19 protein-coding genes are annotated in these 18,692 nt (G+C 40.6%); 6 read left to right on the top strand and 13 right to left on the bottom strand.

Annotated elements, in window-relative coordinates; translation table 11 throughout:
* The first annotated feature begins 42 nt into the window (after positions 1 to 42).
* From IGI64_RS05510 to rpsT, 6 genes are all read left to right on the top strand, one after another.
* Positions 43 to 876 carry an undecaprenyl-diphosphate phosphatase gene (locus tag IGI64_RS05510; protein ID WP_016625286.1) on the top strand — a complete coding sequence of 278 codons (834 nt, stop codon included), beginning with the start codon at positions 43 to 45 and terminating at the stop codon, positions 874 to 876.
* A 172-nt stretch (positions 877 to 1,048) separates the two neighbouring features.
* Positions 1,049 to 2,968 carry a heavy metal translocating P-type ATPase gene (locus tag IGI64_RS05505; RefSeq protein WP_429939789.1) on the top strand — a complete coding sequence of 640 codons (1,920 nt, stop codon included), beginning with the start codon at positions 1,049 to 1,051 and terminating at the stop codon, positions 2,966 to 2,968.
* Between the two features lie 82 nt (positions 2,969 to 3,050).
* Complete coding sequence (locus tag IGI64_RS05500; RefSeq protein ID WP_016625288.1) at positions 3,051 to 3,506, top strand: DUF441 domain-containing protein; 456 nt, start codon at positions 3,051 to 3,053, stop codon at positions 3,504 to 3,506.
* Positions 3,507 to 3,626: 120 nt separating this feature from the next.
* The gene (locus tag IGI64_RS05495; protein WP_016625289.1) at positions 3,627 to 3,752 is read left to right on the top strand and encodes a hypothetical protein; all 126 of its coding nucleotides are present in this window, start codon (positions 3,627 to 3,629) and stop codon (positions 3,750 to 3,752) included.
* 234 nt (positions 3,753 to 3,986) lie between these two features.
* Entirely contained in the window at positions 3,987 to 4,256 is a 270-nt protein-coding gene (locus IGI64_RS05490) for a hypothetical protein (protein WP_016625290.1), read from the top strand.
* A gap of 520 nt (positions 4,257 to 4,776) precedes the next feature.
* Complete coding sequence (gene rpsT, locus IGI64_RS05485) at positions 4,777 to 5,031, top strand: 30S ribosomal protein S20 (RefSeq protein WP_016625292.1); 255 nt, start codon at positions 4,777 to 4,779, stop codon at positions 5,029 to 5,031.
* 30 nt (positions 5,032 to 5,061) lie between these two features.
* Here rpsT and holA read toward each other — a convergent pair whose 3' ends face one another.
* From holA to IGI64_RS05420, 13 genes are all read right to left on the bottom strand, one after another.
* The gene (gene holA / locus IGI64_RS05480; protein WP_429939788.1) at positions 5,062 to 6,093 is read right to left on the bottom strand and encodes a DNA polymerase III subunit delta; all 1,032 of its coding nucleotides are present in this window, start codon (positions 6,091 to 6,093) and stop codon (positions 5,062 to 5,064) included.
* A 44-nt stretch (positions 6,094 to 6,137) separates the two neighbouring features.
* On the bottom strand, positions 6,138 to 8,411 hold the full coding sequence (locus IGI64_RS05475; RefSeq protein WP_429939787.1) for a DNA internalization-related competence protein ComEC/Rec2: 2,274 nt from the start codon (positions 8,409 to 8,411) through the stop codon (positions 6,138 to 6,140).
* Entirely contained in the window at positions 8,404 to 8,886 is a 483-nt protein-coding gene (locus IGI64_RS05470; RefSeq protein ID WP_016625296.1) for a ComE operon protein 2, read from the bottom strand. The genes IGI64_RS05475 and IGI64_RS05470 overlap by 8 nt, the downstream gene beginning before the upstream one ends.
* A gap of 17 nt (positions 8,887 to 8,903) precedes the next feature.
* Entirely contained in the window at positions 8,904 to 9,551 is a 648-nt protein-coding gene (locus IGI64_RS05465) for a helix-hairpin-helix domain-containing protein (RefSeq protein WP_429939786.1), read from the bottom strand.
* Positions 9,552 to 9,673: 122 nt separating this feature from the next.
* Entirely contained in the window at positions 9,674 to 10,717 is a 1,044-nt protein-coding gene (locus IGI64_RS05460) for a SepM family pheromone-processing serine protease (protein WP_016625298.1), read from the bottom strand.
* The gene (gene coaD / locus IGI64_RS05455) at positions 10,707 to 11,198 is read right to left on the bottom strand and encodes a pantetheine-phosphate adenylyltransferase (protein ID WP_016625299.1); all 492 of its coding nucleotides are present in this window, start codon (positions 11,196 to 11,198) and stop codon (positions 10,707 to 10,709) included. Before coaD ends, IGI64_RS05460 begins: the two co-directional genes overlap by 11 nt.
* The gene (gene rsmD / locus IGI64_RS05450) at positions 11,195 to 11,755 is read right to left on the bottom strand and encodes a 16S rRNA (guanine(966)-N(2))-methyltransferase RsmD (RefSeq protein ID WP_016625300.1); all 561 of its coding nucleotides are present in this window, start codon (positions 11,753 to 11,755) and stop codon (positions 11,195 to 11,197) included. The genes coaD and rsmD overlap by 4 nt, the downstream gene beginning before the upstream one ends.
* Positions 11,756 to 11,870: 115 nt before the next feature.
* Positions 11,871 to 12,212 carry a YlbG family protein gene (locus IGI64_RS05445; RefSeq protein WP_016625301.1) on the bottom strand — a complete coding sequence of 114 codons (342 nt, stop codon included), beginning with the start codon at positions 12,210 to 12,212 and terminating at the stop codon, positions 11,871 to 11,873.
* A complete protein-coding gene (locus IGI64_RS05440; protein WP_429939785.1) occupies positions 12,199 to 12,633 on the bottom strand; it encodes a YlbF family regulator in 435 nt (144 codons plus the stop codon). The genes IGI64_RS05445 and IGI64_RS05440 overlap by 14 nt, the downstream gene beginning before the upstream one ends.
* Positions 12,620 to 13,747, bottom strand: a complete 1,128-nt coding sequence (locus IGI64_RS05435; protein ID WP_429939784.1) for a CAP-associated domain-containing protein — start codon at positions 13,745 to 13,747, stop codon at positions 12,620 to 12,622. The genes IGI64_RS05440 and IGI64_RS05435 overlap by 14 nt, the downstream gene beginning before the upstream one ends.
* A 22-nt stretch (positions 13,748 to 13,769) precedes the next feature.
* Positions 13,770 to 17,195: a pyruvate carboxylase gene (locus IGI64_RS05430; protein WP_429939783.1), complete on the bottom strand. Its 3,426-nt coding sequence runs from the start codon at positions 17,193 to 17,195 to the stop codon at positions 13,770 to 13,772.
* Positions 17,196 to 17,216: 21 nt separating this feature from the next.
* Positions 17,217 to 18,383: an FtsW/RodA/SpoVE family cell cycle protein gene (locus tag IGI64_RS05425; protein ID WP_429939782.1), complete on the bottom strand. Its 1,167-nt coding sequence runs from the start codon at positions 18,381 to 18,383 to the stop codon at positions 17,217 to 17,219.
* A 2-nt stretch (positions 18,384 to 18,385) separates the two neighbouring features.
* Positions 18,386 to 18,688 carry a DUF1507 family protein gene (locus tag IGI64_RS05420; RefSeq protein ID WP_016625306.1) on the bottom strand — a complete coding sequence of 101 codons (303 nt, stop codon included), beginning with the start codon at positions 18,686 to 18,688 and terminating at the stop codon, positions 18,386 to 18,388.
* Between the last annotated feature and the right edge of the window lie 4 nt (positions 18,689 to 18,692).

The following is an 18,692-nucleotide window of genomic DNA, read 5'->3' as shown; positions in this document are numbered from 1 at the left end:
GTTATACTAAAACTTGTATCTCATTTGGGAAGGAAGGGAATTATGTTTTTTGCTAATATTATCAAAGCAGTACTTTTAGGGATTATTGAAGGAATCACGGAATGGCTGCCTATCAGCAGTACGGGACATTTGATCTTAGCGGACGAATTCATTAAATTAGATGTAAGTTCACAGTTCATGTCCATGTTCAATGTCGTGATCCAATTAGGAGCCATTTTGGCAGTGGTCGTCTTATATTTCCATAAATTGAATCCATTTTCGCCAACAAAATCAAAAATCGAGAAAAGCGACACTTGGACGTTATGGTTCAAAGTTGTTGTTGCTTGTTTGCCGGCTGTTATTCTTGGTTTGCCTCTTGACGACTGGTTGGAAGCAAACTTCCATAAATTTTTACCTGTCGCAATTATGCTGATCGTTTATGGTATTGCCTTTATTGTTGTTGAAAAATACAACAAAGATCGTAAGCCAAGATGGACTTCATTGAATGACTTCACCTATCAAGCAGCATTGATCGTCGGGTTATTCCAAGTTCTTGCTTTAATTCCTGGGACATCTCGTTCTGGTGCAACGATTTTGGGTGCAATCTTGATTGGTGCTTCTCGTTTCGTCGCTACTGAGTTTTCCTTTTTCTTAGGGATCCCAGTGATGTTCGGTGCCAGCGGGATGAAGATCGTCAAATTTTTAGCTGAAGGAAATTCTTTCAGATTTGAAGAAACGATGATTTTACTTGTCGGAACGGTTGTCTCCTTTATTGTTTCGATCTTTGCCATCAAATTCTTGATGAATTACTTGAAACGAAATGACTTTACTGTCTTCGGCTGGTATCGAATCGTTTTAGGTGTGATTTTGATTGGTTATTGGTTTATTGCAATGTAATTTTTTCTTAATAAAAAGGAACTGGAAAAAATAGTCTTAAAGGACTTTTTCCAGTTTTTTTGTTTCATCTTCCTTTTTTTCATTGATAACTATTATCGTTTTCAACTAGCGGATTTCGTTATCTTTTCAAAATTCGATGTGCTATAGTGAATTTGAAAAGGAGGGATTTATGATGGAACGGTTAAAAAGCATGATACTTTTACCACCGATTCTTTGTTTCGTTTTTATTGTATTAGGAATTATTTTTGAACAAGCTTCTTCCTCGGTCTATCCGATTTTTTATCTTCTAGCTATTTTGTTCGGCGGCTATGCCCAAACCAAAGAAGGATTGATCGAACTATTTACTCATCGAACATTCAATGTCGATCTTTTGATGGCTTTAGCAGCAATTGGTGCCTGTTTGATCGGCGATTACCGCGAAGGGGCGATCTTGACATTTATTTTTTGTCTAAGCGGTGCATTAGAAACGTATACGATGAACAAAAGTCGCAAAGAACTAACTTCATTGATGAAATTACAACCCAAAACAGCCCAACGCTACTTGCCAAATGGTGAAAAAGAAACAATTCCTGTTGAAGATTTAGCCATTGGTGACCGGATTTTTGTCGCAAAAGGACAAAGCTTGCCTATCGATGGTTTTTTGCAAAATGCGCGAGCAGCAATAGATGAATCAGCTATCAGCGGCGAGTCGATTCCCGTTGAAAAGATTTTTGGCGAAGAAGTTTTCGGTGGTACTCTGAATGTTGGTGATCCTTTTGACTTGGAAGTTTCAAAAAACAACGATGAGACGATTTTTTCAAAGATTATCCAATTGATTGAAGAAGCTCAAAATATACCGACAAAAACCGCTTCTTTTATTGAAAGAATCGAAAATACGTATGTCAAATGTGTATTAGTTGCTGTGCCGTTGATGATGCTTGTCTGCTATTTTATCTTTTCTTGGAGTCTGCAAGAAAGTTTTTATCGAGGAATGGTCCTGCTAGTTGTTGCCTCCCCTTGTGCATTGGTAGCTTCTGCAACACCGGCTACTTTGGCAGCTCTCTCTAACGCTGCGAAAAACGGTATCTTGATCAAAGGAGGAATCCACCTTGAACAGCTGGCTGAATTAAAAGCGGTGGCCTTTGATAAAACTGGGACATTGACGAAAGGAAAACCGATCGTTACTGATACGATGTTTTTACAAGATGAAGAACTCGCCCGTTTGATGCTGGTCGCGATGGAAAGCAAAACGACTCATCCATTAGCGCAAGCAATCGTCCAAGCCTTTGATCTTTCTTTGCCGGCCCCTCTTCATGACTTAGATATCCAAGAAGTTACAGGTTCAGGATTGCTGACGACTTATCAGCAATCGACTTGGAAAGTTGGAAAACATGCGTATGATCCAGAAACGATGGATGTTGCGCCTGAAGTCAAAGAAAAAATCGCACTTTTGGAAGAACAAGGAAAAACGGTGATCTACTTATCAAGAGATGACCAGCTGACTGCTATTCTTGGTTTGTTGGATGTGCCAAAAGAAAATGCACAGGAAGTCATTGCTTATTTTGAAGAACATGGCGTCCAAACAAGTATGATTACCGGCGACCATCCAGGTACTGCAAAAGCAATCGCACAGCAAATCGGCATTACAAATTATCATGCTGGCTGCACTCCTGAAGAAAAAACAGAATTGATCAAAGAAAAACGAGCAGAAGTTTCTGTCAATGCCATGGTTGGAGATGGCGTCAATGATGCGCCGGCACTTGCAGCGGCTTCCATCGGCATCGCTATGGGCAAAGGAACCGATATCGCGATGGACGTAGCGGATCTGGTCTTAGTAAAAAATGATCTTTCTAAACTCGTCTACAGTCACAAATTGTCGCTTAAATTACGAAAAATCATCAAACAAAACATTATTTTTTCAGTATCAGTAATCTGTCTGCTGGTTCTTTCGAATTTTATCCAAATATTGAACTTGCCGATTGGCGTCGTTGGTCACGAAGGCAGTACGATCCTTGTTATATTGAATGGGTTGCGCTTATTGCGCGGCATTGATGCAGTGCCAAATCCTCGTGCTGCAAAAGAAACGAAACAAACAATCGATATCGATGCTTGATCTCTCGGCTTTTTGGATTTTTCTTCTATGCCTCCTCTCCTCATGTTATGATGAATGAGTATGAAAAGGAGGTGTCCATGAAATGGAAAGCTGGATATTTTTAGGTTTGATTTTACTTATTGCTTTTGCTGCAAAAAACCAAAGCTTGCTGATAGCTACTTTGTTCGTTTTGGTTTTGAAGCTCTTTCCGTTTGCTAAAACGGTTTTCCCCTGGATTCACGCAAAAGGAATTAATATCGGTGTAACGATCATCACGGTCACGATTTTGATTCCTATTGCAACAGGCGATATCGGGCTGAAGGATTTAGCAGAAGCATTCAAGTCTCCGATTGGCTGGGTAGCCGTCTTCTGCGGAGGACTTGTAGCAGTACTTTCATCAAAAGGTGTTGGTTTGATTGCAACAGATCCGCAAATCACTGTAGCTTTAGTATTTGGAACGATCTTAGGTGTGGTTTTCTTAAAAGGAATCGCAGCTGGTCCCGTGATTGCTTCAGGAATCACTTATTGTATTCTTCAATTGTTTTCCTTTGGTAAATAAAGCCTGCGACTGTTTTTTGCATTCTTTTATTTTTTCTTTTTTAAGTCGAGGTCTTTTGATAAAAACTTAATAAAACAATTGCTATAATACATGGTATACTATAGATGAGGTGAATTCGACATGGAAAAATTCAAGTTCTTTTTAGGCAGTATCGGATGGTTTGTTCTTGCGGTTCTCTTGATCATTGGACTATCTTACCTATTGTTCCCTAACTTGATCCAAGATGTTTTTCAATTCAATTTTTGATCGCAGCTTCGGACAGCAATCTTGCTGTCTTTTTTTGTTTTACTTTGGATTAACAATTTTTTTTGATATACTTACCGGTAGAGTAAAGAAATCTGTACTTTCATGAACTCTTCAGAATATGGTTCGGCAAACAGCCCTAAGCTATTTATCTCGCAGACAATGGGAACTTTCTCCTCATTGATTTGCCAGCAGGGATGTTGAATAAAGAACCTCTAGCAGAAAGGAAAGAAAACTATGGAAACTTTCGAAGGCCTTTTAATCGATACTTATGTACTGCAGGAGCAGCCCATGATGCTGACAGGAATCAATCTGCAAACAGAAGATAAAGTCATCAATGGGTTATTAAAAGATCGTTATTTAGCAAAATATATCTTGAGACTCCCTTTAAATAAATATATTTTGGAAGTCAGCGGCAAATGGAATCGCCGAAATCAATTGGTTATCAAAAAAATGATCATCAAAAATATCGACGAATATATCAAAATCGTCGGTACACCTGATTAGCCACTAGACATAACTCATGTTATAAAACTTATTTTACCTAATATGTCTGCCCTCTTTTCTAAAAACCGAATGATTTTCAGCTGTAAGCTTTATTTTCAGAAACTATCAGAAATAATACGTATATTTTCGGAAAACAAATAGATACTCTTTATTTTTTCCCGAAGCTAACCGTTTTCGGCAAAAACGCTGACATTTTATAGAATCCCTTTACAAAAAACCTTTGCAAACGGTTCTATTTGTTATATAATGATGAAGTACTAAACAATCCCATTCAAATTTTGTTTTTTACAACTTCATATACCTATTCGGTTACGAAAAAGCAGGGCAGTCATAGCGGCAGCTCTGCTTTTCTTCTTTCCGCAGTTTCCCAGATTTTTTGAAACTGTGCGAATTCTTTTCTTCCTGTTAAGGAAAAAAACTTGTCAATGTTATTGCAAAGCGTGCGTTGTTTAGGTATAATAATGAATGTTGAATTATGCGGTAACACGCATAAGAACCTAAATTATCGGAGGTGAAACAAATGCCAAACATTGAATCTGCAATCAAACGTGCTCGTACAAGCGAAAACGCTAATATTAAAAATTCATCTCAAACAAGTGCTATGCGTACTGCTATCAAAAAATTTGAAGATGCTGTAGCTTCAGGTGCTGACAACGTAGATGCATTATATCAAGAAGCTGTTAAAGCTGTAGATATGGCTGAAACAAAAGGTCTTATCCACAAAAACAAAGCAAATCGCGATAAATCTCGTTTAAGCAAAAAAATTGCTAAATAAAAAAATCGGCTAATGCCGATTTTTTTTGTTTTACGAATGGATCAACTCTCCTGCTTTCAACACAAATAATTGAAACAGCAATTCTTTATCCATTTGTCCTGATTTGATTTGATAATCATTTTCTACCAACTGATCAAAAAGATAGATCAGTAATTCCTCACGAAACTTCTTCACTTGCTGCATTGCCAGCTTCACCCGATAAGGATGCACTTTTAAGGTATCAGCAATATTTGCCTGCTGATAACCAATTTTCATCAAGAACTTTGTCTGCAAAAGCAAACGCAGCTGAGCCAATAAAATAGCATTGATTTTGATGGTCTCTTCTCCTTGAAGAATCAAATCTTCATAGAGACGCAAAGCCGGCTCTGTTTTGCCTGAGAGAACATATTCCGTCATATCGAAAATATTGTGTTCCAGCGTTTTCGGTACAAGAGATTCGACATCATGAACAGTTATTTTCCCTGTTGTTTTCCCAAAAAGCAGTAATTTTTGAATCTCTCCCATCATTTTCGACAAATCTAAGTCTGTTAAACGCAAAAAGAGATCAATCGCTCGTTTATCCATTTCAACTGGGGAATTTTCTAACGTATGGATCAGATATTGTCTCACTTCATTCTCACTCAATTGTTTGACATCGATCAATACAGCTGCTTTTTTCAACTGCTTCGTAACTTTCTTACGTTCATCCAGTTTTTCATAAGGCGCAAAGACGACCAATATCGTTGACTCTAAAGGATTATTCAAATATTGCACAAAAAGATCCGTATTCTGTTCTATCCCGTTATTGACTTTCTCTGCTGTTAAAAAATAGGGATTTTCAACAAAAACCAATCGCTGATCACCAAAAAACGGCAATGTTTCAGCTTCTGCAACGACTTCCTCTAAACTAGTCATCTCCATATCAAAGCTTAAAAAGTTCAAATCATCTGCATTGTCGATTTTGATTTTTTTCAAGATCTCATCTCTTACTTGGTTTTGCAAGAATTTCTCTGTGCCTAAGACAAGGTAACAAGGCTGCAAGTTGTCTTTACGTATTTTTTGAAGTTCTGCTTGTATACTCACTTTTCCTCACCGCTTTCCCATTTATCCTAACATGAGAAGAAAAGCTAGTCTATCATTTCTTCACGTTTTCCTTGAGAGAAAAACAGCGGATGCCAACGATAACGAATCATACCCGATTCATCTGTGCGCAGCACTTCTACTTGGTTTTCTTCCAAAACGTCTAATACTTCTTGATGGGGATGACCAAAAGAATTGTTTCGACCGCTGGAAACGATTCCTTCCGCTGCCTCTAATGCCTCAATAAAAATCGGATGACTGGAGGTCCTGCTGCCATGATGTCCCAATTTCACTACATCAGCGGATAATCCAGGGTAACTTTTTAAAATCGCAAGTTCAGATTCTTTATATAAATCGCCTAGCAGCAGAAAAGAAGTTTGTGCTTGTTGCAGCCAGATAGCAATAGAGTCTTCGTTTTTTCCTTGTGCCTTTTTCTCTGGATATAAAATATGCAAATCAAAATACCCCGTTAACCGATCACCTTGCCTCAATTCTTTGATTGTCGTCCCTTGCAAAGCCAAAAAATGAAGCATTTCACGCACGGATTCAGAAGCTGCCGCCCCCCAGCCAATATAAATCGTTTCAATCTGGAAATGTTTCGCTAAATTAGACAGCTCACCTGTATGATCTGTATCATCATGCGTCAAAATCAATTTGTCGATCTTGCTGATTCCCTGCCCTTTCAAAAAAGGAACGACATTACGATCAGAAGGAGGAACTGTATGCCGTCTGCGCCAATCTTGCGGAGAAAAATCGATCCTCCCTCCTGTATCAATCAATATCGTCTCTCGGCCGCCAGGTGCTTTCAGAAAAATACTGTCGCCTTGTCCAACATCAATAAAAGTGATCGATGCTTCCATTTGAAAGTGTCGGCTGGCGAAAAAAAAGAGCGGTATACCCAAAGAAAAAAAGCCCGCTTTGAAAGGTTTTTTCTGATAAATATGTGTAATCAGCAGCAGACTGATGATTGCGGCAGCACAGATCCAAATGGGAAAACGTCCAACTACTTGTACAGAAAAACGGAAAAGTCGTAAAAATGCTTCAAAATAACCTAAGCCTTTTTCAACCGTTGAAACAATAGCTGCTGGCAGCCATTCTTGGAAGAAAAAGAGAACAAAAAGAAGCGGTAAAAGCAAGTAAGCAAAAACCGGAACAAACAACAGTGTCAGAAAACTGCCGATCAGCGGCCATTCAAAAAAGTGCCACGTAATCAAGGGCATGGTTGCTATGTTCAAGAGAAATGCGTGGTGGAGTTTAGACAAAAAGTCAGGTTTTGAAGAAAGGAATGTTAGAAGAAAAGTGATAGCAAAACTAAGTTGACCGCCGACTTGAAGCAAGACGAGCGGCTCGATGATGAGACAAATCCACAAAGTCACAGCAAAAAGGTCTAATTCGGAGAAATGCAGCCCTGCCGCTTTGATCAAAAGCCGCAGCGAAAACAAAATACCTGCCCGCAAAACAGAAATACCGCTCCCTGCAAGCAAAGTATAGCTATAGGCTAGCAAACAAAGAGGAAAGACACTTTGCGAAATCGCCCAACCTGATCGGCGAAACAAGTAATAGATCCAGCCTAAATAAATCTGCACATGCATCCCGGAAAGACTAAAAAGATGCAGCAAACCCGTATCTCTGAAAACTTGCTGGGAATCTTCAAAGGTATGGTCTCGATAGCCGAAAAGCAGCGCATTAAGATAAACCGCTGTTTTATGAGGAAAGTTTTCTTGGATTCTTGTGATTTGTCTCCCGCGAAAACGATGAAAAAAAGAAAAAAGAGAATTCTGAAATCGAACGTCTTTCAGCTCTGCGATCCGAAATTGCGCCGCGATCCGCTGATTTCGATAATGCTTTTCCTGATCAAATCCATAGCTGTTTCTCAGCGGCTCTGCTAAATAGAATTCCCCCGAAGCACGGACAAAAAGTGTTTCTTTTCGCCAGCTGAGAAATGCTGCCCGCTCTTCTTCCGAGGAGACTTGGTAGCTTCCGCGGATTTTCTGGTTATTTTGTTCCAGTAAACGCGCATCAAAGGTGATCAAGTCCCCATTCACTTTGATCGTATCAGCGTAAACTTGGAATTCAGCTTGGGCAGCTTCTGTGTCGATCATAGGAACTTCTTTGATCCAGCAAGAAAAGAAAACAAGGAGACTGCAGCAAATACAGAGTAAAGCCGTTGCGCCGCTGCTCCTTAGACACAGCCAAAGAAAGAGACCAAAAAATACTGCTCGCGGCTGCCAGTGTTCCGCGTAATAAAACAAGCTGGACAAACCAGCAGCAGCGGCAGGAAAAATCAACCGATTCCGTGTCCGTTCAAACAGCTCATACATGTTCGCCTGTCAGTTCTTTTTGAAGTTTCGAAAAGTTTTGAGAATCCAGCGTTACTTTATGGACAGAGGCACCTAACTGTTCGATGAGTGCCAATGCATACGTATCGTTTCGATAATCATGCAGATAATTGATTTTTTTGATTCCTGATTGAAGGAGTGCTTTGGTACAAGCCAAACAAGGAAAATGAGTGACATAGATCTCTGCTCCTTCTGTCGCTATACCAAGTTTGGAACATTGCAGCAATGCATTCATTTCTGCGTGGATCGTCCGCAGACAGTGGCCGTCCACGACATAGCATCCTTCATCTGTACAGTGGACATCGCCGCTGACAGCACCGTTATAGCCTCCTGCGATGATTCTTTTTTCTTTGACTAGCGTTGCTCCTACTTCTAAACGTGTGCAGGTGCTTCTTAAAGATAATAAAACCGCCTGGGCCATAAAATATTGATCCCATGGTATACGTTCATTGCTCATAGCATTCACTCCTTATTTTATTTTATTGTAACTGAACTTCTTAGATTTTCAACTGTCTTTTCGCCGATTCCTGATACTTCTTGAAGTTCTTCTATGGTTTGAAAACTTCCATTTTCTTCTCTGTAAGCAATAATATCCTGGGCTCGTTTCTCGCCAATACCAGATAGACCTCTTAATTCATTCACATCGGCTGTATTGATATTGATCTTCCCATCTGCAGTTTCTTCTGCAGATAGTTGCGGCATCACGGTTTCTATCATCTGCATCGGTATTTCTTCGCCAATCTGCGGGATGTAGATCATCTGCTGATCCGCGACCCTGGCGGCGAGATTCACTTGCTGTTCATCAGCCCCTTCGATCAACCCGCCTGCTTGCTGTATCACATCATACAAACGATCTCCTTCTTCGACTTGATAAATACCTGGCTGCTGCACACTGCCCTTAATATCTACGTACAGGATAGGACTACTGTCTAGTGCATCATCCATACCTTCAGTGGTAGGTTCTTCCGCCGCTTCTATCTGTTGTGAAAGCCAGAGATTTTCCATCTCATTTTCGTTATCAGTCGTTCTTTGCCATAAAAAATAACCCATAAAAAGAAGCATCAATAAAGAAATACAGCTGCCAATCAACCAAGGTCTAGGTATCCTTTTGATTTTTTCCATTTGATTTCTCCCCCTTTCACCATAGAGATACGCCAATTTCGAAAAAAATTTTTCTGCGAATAAAAAATAAGCCCGTTTCTCTATCTGCACTACTTTGAGATAGAGAAACGGGCCCATTTTAATTATTTATTTTCTTTTAGATAATCCAATGCATCTTGAACCGTTTTAACGGGGACGATCTTCATTGACGTTCCGATTTTTTCAGCTGCTTCTTTCGCTTCTTCATAATTCGATTTTATTTCTGGGTTCTCTTTTTTGACTTCAGGATCGATTTCATCATCTGGTGCAAAGAAAATCTCTACGCCGCTTTTCTCTGCACTGGCTACTTTTTTATCAATACCGCCGATCCTGCCGACTTCTCCTTTGCTGTTGATTGTACCCGTTCCAGCGATTTGTCTGTCATTACGGATATTCTCACCTGAAACTTGTTCATAGATTTCCAATGTGAACATCAATCCAGCTGAAGGTCCGCCGATCGAACCTGAATTTATATCGACTTTTGTATCTGAAGTGATTTCGCTATGATCCGTCAGCGTAATGCCGATTCCAGCTTTTTTATTTGTAGGTAGTTCGATCAGTTTTCCAGAAGCTTCTTTTTCTTCTTCGCCATGCAAGAAAGTGATTGTCATTTCTTGTCCTACTTCCCGGCTTTGGACATACTCCATAAATTCTTCTGTGCTCTTGAAGCTTTTTCCATCCGCTTTCGTTACAGTATCGCCTACCGAAAGTTTCCCATAAAAGCTGGAATTTTTTTCGATCCCCATGACATATACTCCTCTAAACTCCATTTCATAGGGCTTGCCTGCTAATTTCAAGGCTTGCTCGATAGCAGCATTTTGAGAAGAATCCATGTAATACAGCTGCATTTGGTTGTATTCTTCATTTGAAGCGCCTCCAGTCAATTCTTTCTGGCTGATAACGTCTTCAAAGGGCGTCAGTTTCGCTTTGAGCGCCGTAAAACCTGTTGCTCTGCGAATACCTACAGAAGTCAATGAAAAGGAACCAGGGCTCTTATCTTCGCTTCCATTGACAGTAATCAGTTCTTTCAAGTTGATGGTTGCGCCAGGTGCTTCAATATAGTAAGGAAGCGGAACAACAACGAAGCCGATGATCAGCATTCCTAAAAGAAGAAATAAAGTCGTTTTTAGTATATGTTTATTTTTCATCTGCTTCACGCTTTCTAGCTAAAGCTTCATTGATTGCAGGCGGAAGGTATTTTTTGACATCTCCGCCAAAATAAATGACTTCTTTTAAAATACTTGAACTGATATGGCTGTATTCTGGTCTTGCTAATAAAAAGACCGTTTCTAGTTCATGATCAAGGTGATGATTCATTTGGGCAATATCGCGCTCATATTCATAATCTTTGACACTGCGGATCCCTCTGATCAAAAAGCCTGCTCCTAATTCTTTGGCCGTCTCTACCGTCAATTGGCTTTCTTGATGGATGACCTTTACATTTGGCAGATGAGCCACAGTTTCTTGTATGAGAGCCATTTTTTCTTCAATTGTAAATAAACTCTTCTTTGAAGTATTCACAAAGACACCGACGATCAATTCATCAAAAAGCCGTGAACCGCGTTCTATCGTATCTAAATGTCCCATTGTCAATGGATCGAAACTTCCAGGGAACAAAGCTTTTTTCATTCTTTTTCCTCTTTTCCGTAGATAGTAACTGCTGTGATTCCGTAAACTTGGCGGCGTTTGATCTGGAAGCCGTCGATTATTTCTGGCAGTTCGACGGTCTGATCTGTTTCGCAAATGATCCGTGTCTCGTCAGAGGTCAATCCAAGATTGATCAGCTGCTGGATCTGGTCTACGATTTTTTGTTTTGCATAAGGGGGATCTAAAAAGATCAGATCAAATTTCTGCTGGTCGGAAGCAAGATGAGCCAAGGCTTTATCTGCATCCATTTTCAATGCAGTAAATTTTTCAGGTTCTTTTGTGATGGCGATGTTTTCCTTGATGATTTTCAATGCTTGGAAGTTTCTATCGACACAAACAGCATGCTCGCATCCTCTAGAAACTGCTTCGATAGCTAGACCGCCGCTGCCTGAAAATAAATCTAAAACCTCACCTCCATCAAAATAAGGTCCGATCATATTGAAAATCGATTCTTTTACTTTGTCCGTTGTCGGCCGTGTATTATCACCTGACAAAGCTTTTAGGCGGCGTCCGCCGTATTCTCCCGAAATGACTCTCATTCATTTCTCTCCTTCTCATCTTTTAGTGGTAAACGAAAAAAGGACCATGAACATAACTTGAATCACATTATGTCCCAGATCCTTTTTGCAAAATGACGGGCATAAAATTTGCCTTTCAGATGTGATCAGCTAAACGGATTTGTGTGTTCATTTCTTCCACTTCAAAGCCGTCTTCTTTCTTAAGTACTTCTTTTTTACCGATTTTATCTGCAAAATTCATTTCGATATCTGGACGATACGAGCGTTGGACATTTCGAACAAAATGCAGTTTTTTGATTCGTTCTTCTGTCTGCTCGAATGTCTCTTCATTCAAATATAAAATGACATATTTCATCTTGCGGGAAACATAGTGGAGCAAGCCGAATTTTTTTAGATTCTTCAGCTGTTTCAAACTATAGACCCACACGATCAGCCCTCTTCTTTTTGTTAGTTCAAATTGTTGTTCATCTGCCTGCATGACAGCTACCTCCACATCCAGAATGTTTTTTTGTTTCAAAAAATGGATTTCCTGCATCGACTTTGACTTCTTCGGAGAATTCCTCAGCGATCTGCTGGACGATTTGGTCTAAGATTTCTTGAAGTTTTGTTTCGCTGACACGAAATTCGGCAACTTTTCCATTTAGATCCAGCTGCCGTTTTGCCGCTCTGACTTCGCGCTGCTTTTCCCGAAAACCCGGTGCATATTTCCCATAATCAGCGATTTTTTCAAATGCTGCTTTCTTTTCCAAGAATTGTTTTTTCAATTCCTCAACTTCCGGGCAGCCGACCATCCGCTTTTTGTTTTCTAGATACTCTTGCATCAAACTGCTGGCCCAGATTTGATCCACGATTATTTGGCATTGATCTTCCAGCTGAAAAAGTTTTTCATTGATAATCACTGCTGTCACTGCCTTTCGTTTGATCTTCTTTCATCAAGACTAACACATTTTCTTTTGAGAAAGCAATGCTTAAACTATCTTGATTATCGGCCATGAATCGGTCATGGTTAAAAGGATCGCTGTACCAAAAAAGGAAAGAAAATCCCGGATCGATGATTGGGTGCGAAAAGAGTCCTTCTGCATCTGCTGCATCGTTATTTTCCAACAATACATGCATTTCGTTATTCGTTAAGTTGAATTCTCTTGCTGTTGAGATCGATTGCGAAGCTTTCTCCCAATCCGCCATTCGATCGTCAGACAATGTTTCTTCTGGCGATGTCAGGAAATTTGAAAGAATGGACGAAGCCGATTGCTGCAGTTCTACAGATGTCTCATAGGTAGGAAGCTGGTCTCTCCGGCGCAAAAAATTCAATAAGGTGATACTTTTTTCTGTTTTTTTCTGATTGATCACCGACCAGTCTGCAGATGAATCAAATTTATACACAGGCAGATTTCTTCCAAATACTTGATAAGGAAGAAGTTTCAATAAGCTTTCTTTGTTTAGATAAACGGCGGCAAAAAGTTCTCCGCTCGTTTGATCGAAAAACAAGATTGCAAATGTATCATTGTCAAAAGCAACCAGCGGCCGGTAATTCATATCTTCTTCCATCAATTCGAGACCCACTTCTTCCCCATGATAATCAAATGTAAAATTTGTATAGATCGTGGTATAAGCTGTTAGATCCTGCATCGACATGCCAAAAGAAAATGGTTCGATCATTTGATTGCTGCCTTTGAGGAATTTGACAGCCGTCACTTTATCCCCTTCGACATTCACTTCAAAATATTCTCCCGACACATCGTGATAATATCTGGTCTCAAACCCAAATCCGCTGTCTGCTTTGTCTGCTGCTTTGCCGAATACTTTTTCCAAATCATCGATGGGATGATTTATGTAAGTGGAAAAACCAGTCGCTTTCATCTCCTGGTATTTCCACGCTGTTCGTTGTTTTTCTTCAAATTGCTGTTCTGCTGGTTGTTTTTCTTCAACTTTTGGCGGGAAAAAGACCGGCTGCATGTAAAATGCTGCGATCGTTCCTAAGAGTATCACGCTGAACAAACCAATCCGTTTCATTCTCTCCCCGCCTTTCATTGTTTTATTGTTCCGTTACTTCAATCAGCAAATCGCCTGATGTGATCGTTTCGCCAGCTGTTACATAGATACGTTCCACTTTTCCATCGAAACGTGCCTCGACAGCTGTTTCCATCTTCATAGCTTCTGTGATCATAAGCGTTTGGCCTTTTTTGACTGTGTCGCCTTTTTTGACCAGAACTTCCAAGACAGAACCAGACATCGTTGCACCGATTTGCTCACGGCTTGTTGGTTCTGCTTTTCGTTTTGTTTGTGCCGTACTGATGATCGATGTGTCTTTGATCAGGATTTCTCGGCGTTGTCCGTTCAAGTTGAAGAACAATACCCGATTTCCTTCATCATCTGGTTCACCGATCTCATCTAAACGGATGATCAAGATTTTGCCTCGTTCGATTTGGACATTCACTGTTTCGCCTAAACGAATCCCTTGGAAGAATGTTGGTGTGTCTAATAGAGTAACATCACCAAATTGATCATAAGATTTTTGATAATCCAAGAAAACTTGCGGATACATCAAGTAGCTTAGGACTTCCTCTTGTTTTGGTTCATAGCCGATTTTTTCTGCTAATTCTGCTTTGACTTTCTCAAAATCAACAGGAGCTGCTAGGTCGCCTGGTCGTTCAGTGATGGCTTTTCTGCCTTTTAGAATGATTTTTTGCAATTTCTCTGGGAATCCGCCAGCTGGTTGTCCTAATTCCCCTTGGAAAAAGGTTACGACCGATTCAGGGAAACTCAAGCTTTCGCCTTTTTCGTAAATGTCTTCTTCTGTCAAATCGTTTTGGACCATGAACAATGCCATATCGCCGACAACTTTTGAAGATGGTGTCACTTTTACGATATCGCCAAACATCAAGTTGACTGTGCGATACATTTTTTTGATATCGTCCCAACGACTTCCAAGACCAACAGCTTTTGCTTGCTGCTGCAAGTTTGAGTATTGTCCGCCTGGCATTTCGTGCATATACACTTCTGTTTCTGGTGCATTCAAGCCGTTTTCAAATGGTTTGTAATACATACGGACATCTTCCCAGTAATGGTTCAGTTTTTGGGCATTTTCGATATTGATCTCTGGTAAACGAGGACCATTGACCAATGCATAATACAAACTGCTCATGCTAGGCTGGCTGGTATTCCCGCTCATCGCACTCATTGCAACGTCGACGATATCTACGCCTGCTTTTGTTGCCGCAGAATAAGTAATAATACCATTGCCGCTTGTGTCATGTGTATGCAGATGGATCGGAACATCGACTGTATCTTTCAATTCGCTGATCAAACGGTAAGCCGCCTGTGGTTTCAGCAAGCCTGCCATATCTTTGATAGCAATAATATGGGCACCTAAACGTTCCAACTCTTTTGCCATGTCTTTATAGTACTGGACATTATATTTTGCACGGCTTGGATCATTGATATCTCCAGTGTAGCAGATAGCTGCTTCGGCGATTTTACCTGAATCTCGTACGGCTTGGATGCTTTTTTCCATTTGGGGAATCCAGTTCAAGCTGTCAAAGATCCGAAATACATCGATTCCTTGTGCCGCTGCTTCCTTTACAAATTCAACTAACACATTGTCTGGATAGTTTGAATAACCTACAGCATTTGAGCCGCGGAAAAGCATTTGTAAAAGTGTATTTGGCATTAGAGAACGGATTTTTCTTAGTCGTTTCCAAGGATCTTCGTTTAAGAAACGATACGCAACGTCAAAAGTCGCTCCACCCCACATCTCGCTTGAAAATAGTTCAGGAAGTCCGTCACCAGTCAAACGAGCGATTTTTTTAAGGTCTTGTGTTCGGACCCGTGTTGCTAAAAGACTTTGATGCGCATCACGGAAAGTCGTATCCGTCAAAAGAAGATTTTCTTGAGACTTGATCCAATCCGTTACTGCATCAGCACCTTGTTCATCCAAGATATTTTTAGCTGTTCGATAAGAACGCAAGTCCAAATCTTCCGGCATTCTTGGCTCTTCATAGAATGGTTTTTCTGATTTTTCGACCCCTGGGAATCCATTGACTGTGATCTCTCCGATGTATTTCATCGTTTTGTTGCCTCGATCACGCAGTCTTGGGAATTTGAATAAGTTAGGTGTATTGTCGATGAACGTTGTTTTTGCTTCTCCTGATTGGAATTCAGGGTGTGTCACAACATTCAGCATGAATGGGATATTTGTTTTCACGCCGCGAATCCGAAATTCCTTCAATGAGCGTTCCATTTTCAAAAGAGCTGTATCAAAGTCCGCACCAAATGAGCAGACTTTTACTAGCAAGGAATCGAAATAAGGAGTAACGACATATCCGGCATAAGCATTTCCGACATCAAGACGAACACCGAATCCGCCTGGTGAGCGGTATGTGTCGATTTTACCTGTATCAGGCAAGAAATTATTCAAAGGATCTTCTGTGGTAACACGACATTGGATCGCAGAACCTTTCAGCATGATCTTATCTTGTTCAGGCAATCCGATTTCTTTGTGCAGGTCTTTTCCTTGCGCAATCAAAATCTGTGTGGTAACGATATCTACATCTGTAATCAGCTCTGTGATCGTATGTTCTACTTGGACACGAGGGTTGACTTCGATGAAATAAAAATGATCGCCTTCCACCAAAAATTCCACCGTTCCCGCATTGACATAGCCCACGTGTTTCATCAATTTGACAGCAGCTTGACAGATTTCTTGGCGCTGTTCTTCTGACATTGAAACACATGGTGCGACTTCAACGACTTTTTGGTGACGGCGCTGAACCGAACAGTCACGTTCGAAAAGATGGATGATATTTCCATGCTGGTCGCCTAAGATCTGCACTTCGATATGTTTCGGATTTGCGATATATTTCTCAACATAGACTTCATCACTTCCGAAAGCCGCTTTTGCTTCACTTTTCGCACGGTCGTAGCCTTCACGCGCACTGTTTTCGTCATGAGCCACACGCATGCCGCGTCCGCCTCCGCCTAGCGCTGCTTTGATCATGATTGGATAACCGTGTGTATCAGCAAATTCTAGTACTTCATCGATAGATTCTACTGGACCGTCTGTTCCTGGGATTGAAGCAATCCCAGCTTCGATCGCCGCTGTTTTTGCTTTGATTTTATCTCCGAAAATATCCAGATGATGTAGTTTAGGACCGATAAATATTAAGTTTTCTTCTTCGCATCGGCGGGCAAAAGTCAAGTTTTCTGATAAAAATCCATAACCCGGATGGATAGCATCAGCGCCGCATTCTTTTGCGATTTCAATAATCCCTTCAATGTCTAGGTATGCATCGATCGGTTTTTTTCCTTTACCAACCAAGTATGCCTCATCTGCTTTAAAGCGATGGACAGAATACTCATCTTCTTCTGCATAGATTCCGACGGTTTTAATTCCTAATTCTGTACAGGCACGAAATACACGTACCGCGATCTCCCCTCGGTTAGCAACTAAAACTTTCTCCATCGTACCACTCCTACATCTTTATTATTTTATTCCAAAACTTTTTCTTTTTTCATCCGCACTGATATTCAGGACAAAGCCTACACAGACGGACAGCATCAGCAGACTGGACCCGCCCTGACTTAGAAATGGGAAGGTGATCCCTGTCAAAGGAATAATACCAGTGACACCGCCTAAGTTGATAAATACTTGGATCATGAACATCGCACCAATACCAATACACATCAACGAGTTGAATGGATTAGTGGAGCGGATACCTACCAAAAAGATGCGTACGATCATGAAAAACAGCAAAGCTAAAATCAAGATCGCCATGATCACACCTAATTCTTCGACCACGATCGAAAAGATAAAGTCGGTTTGTGCTTCTTGCAGAAATCCTTTTTTCTGGATACTATTTCCTAACCCTCTGCCGAAAAGACCACCGTTGAAGAAAGCATAGTAGCCATTGACCAGCTGATGTCCTTTGTCTAATTCATCGACAAAAGGATTCTGATAGATTGCAAAACGGTTATAGATATACTGCAAACGTTCTGGAAGGATCTTCCCATGTGTTACATTGATCAGCCAAATCACGAAGGCACTGACTCCGACACCTCCGAACCCGACGATCAAGGTATAAAAGTAATTGACCCCGCTGGCAAGAAGCATGACGAGAACAATCAAAAAGATGACTGCCGCATTCCCGAAATCGGGCAAAATAGCAACAATCGCTGTCAAAGCAAAAATCATGATCAATGGTCCATTGACAGAACCAAAAAAATCAGTTTGGATCGCATGCTGGCGTTTTGACAAAATATAAGCCATATACCAGATAGCGATGATTTTCAGATACTCGGCTGGCTGAAGCGAGAATCCAGCGATTTCAAGCCAACCTTTCGCTCCGTTTCTTTCTTTCCCGAAGAAAAGGACGATGAGCAGCAGAACCGTCAGAACTGCAAAAGCGATCATGATCAGCTGCTGGTTTTTCAACACGTCGATCTTCATCTTGTACAAAAGCCCGATTGCAATCAGACTCAGCACCCAGAAGATAGTTTGGTTGATGACTGAGGAAGTGGGGTTCGCCCCATTTTCCAATAAAAGATATGAAGATGAACTGTAGACCATGATCAAGCCCAACACACATAAAATCAAATATGGGATCAAGATGCTATAGTCTAAAAAATGCCTTTTTTTAACTTTCTTAGGCAAGTTTATTCCTCCTTGCCGATTTCTTTTTTATCATAGTTTTCTTGGTAGACATCATTGTACAGCTGGTTCAGCTCTCGTTCCAACTCGCTTAAAAGAAGCTGGCCCTCGTGCTTTCCGATAATTCCTAATCGAATAGCAAAACCGACTTGACGGGAGAAGCCGTACATCTGTGTGTCTACTACTTCTTCAAATGCTTTGCATTGCGAAATACATAGACTGTTTTTTTGATTGCGGATCAATAATTTGATTCGTTCCGCGTCTTGGTTCAATACCTCTAATGCGAATTCTTTTGATAGAGAATCCATCGTA

It is taken from the genome of Enterococcus sp. DIV0210g (genome assembly GCF_050559705.1).
Lineage (GTDB): Bacteria > Bacillota > Bacilli > Lactobacillales > Enterococcaceae > Enterococcus_B > Enterococcus_B faecalis_A.
This window is presented reverse-complemented; position numbering and strand designations above follow the sequence as displayed.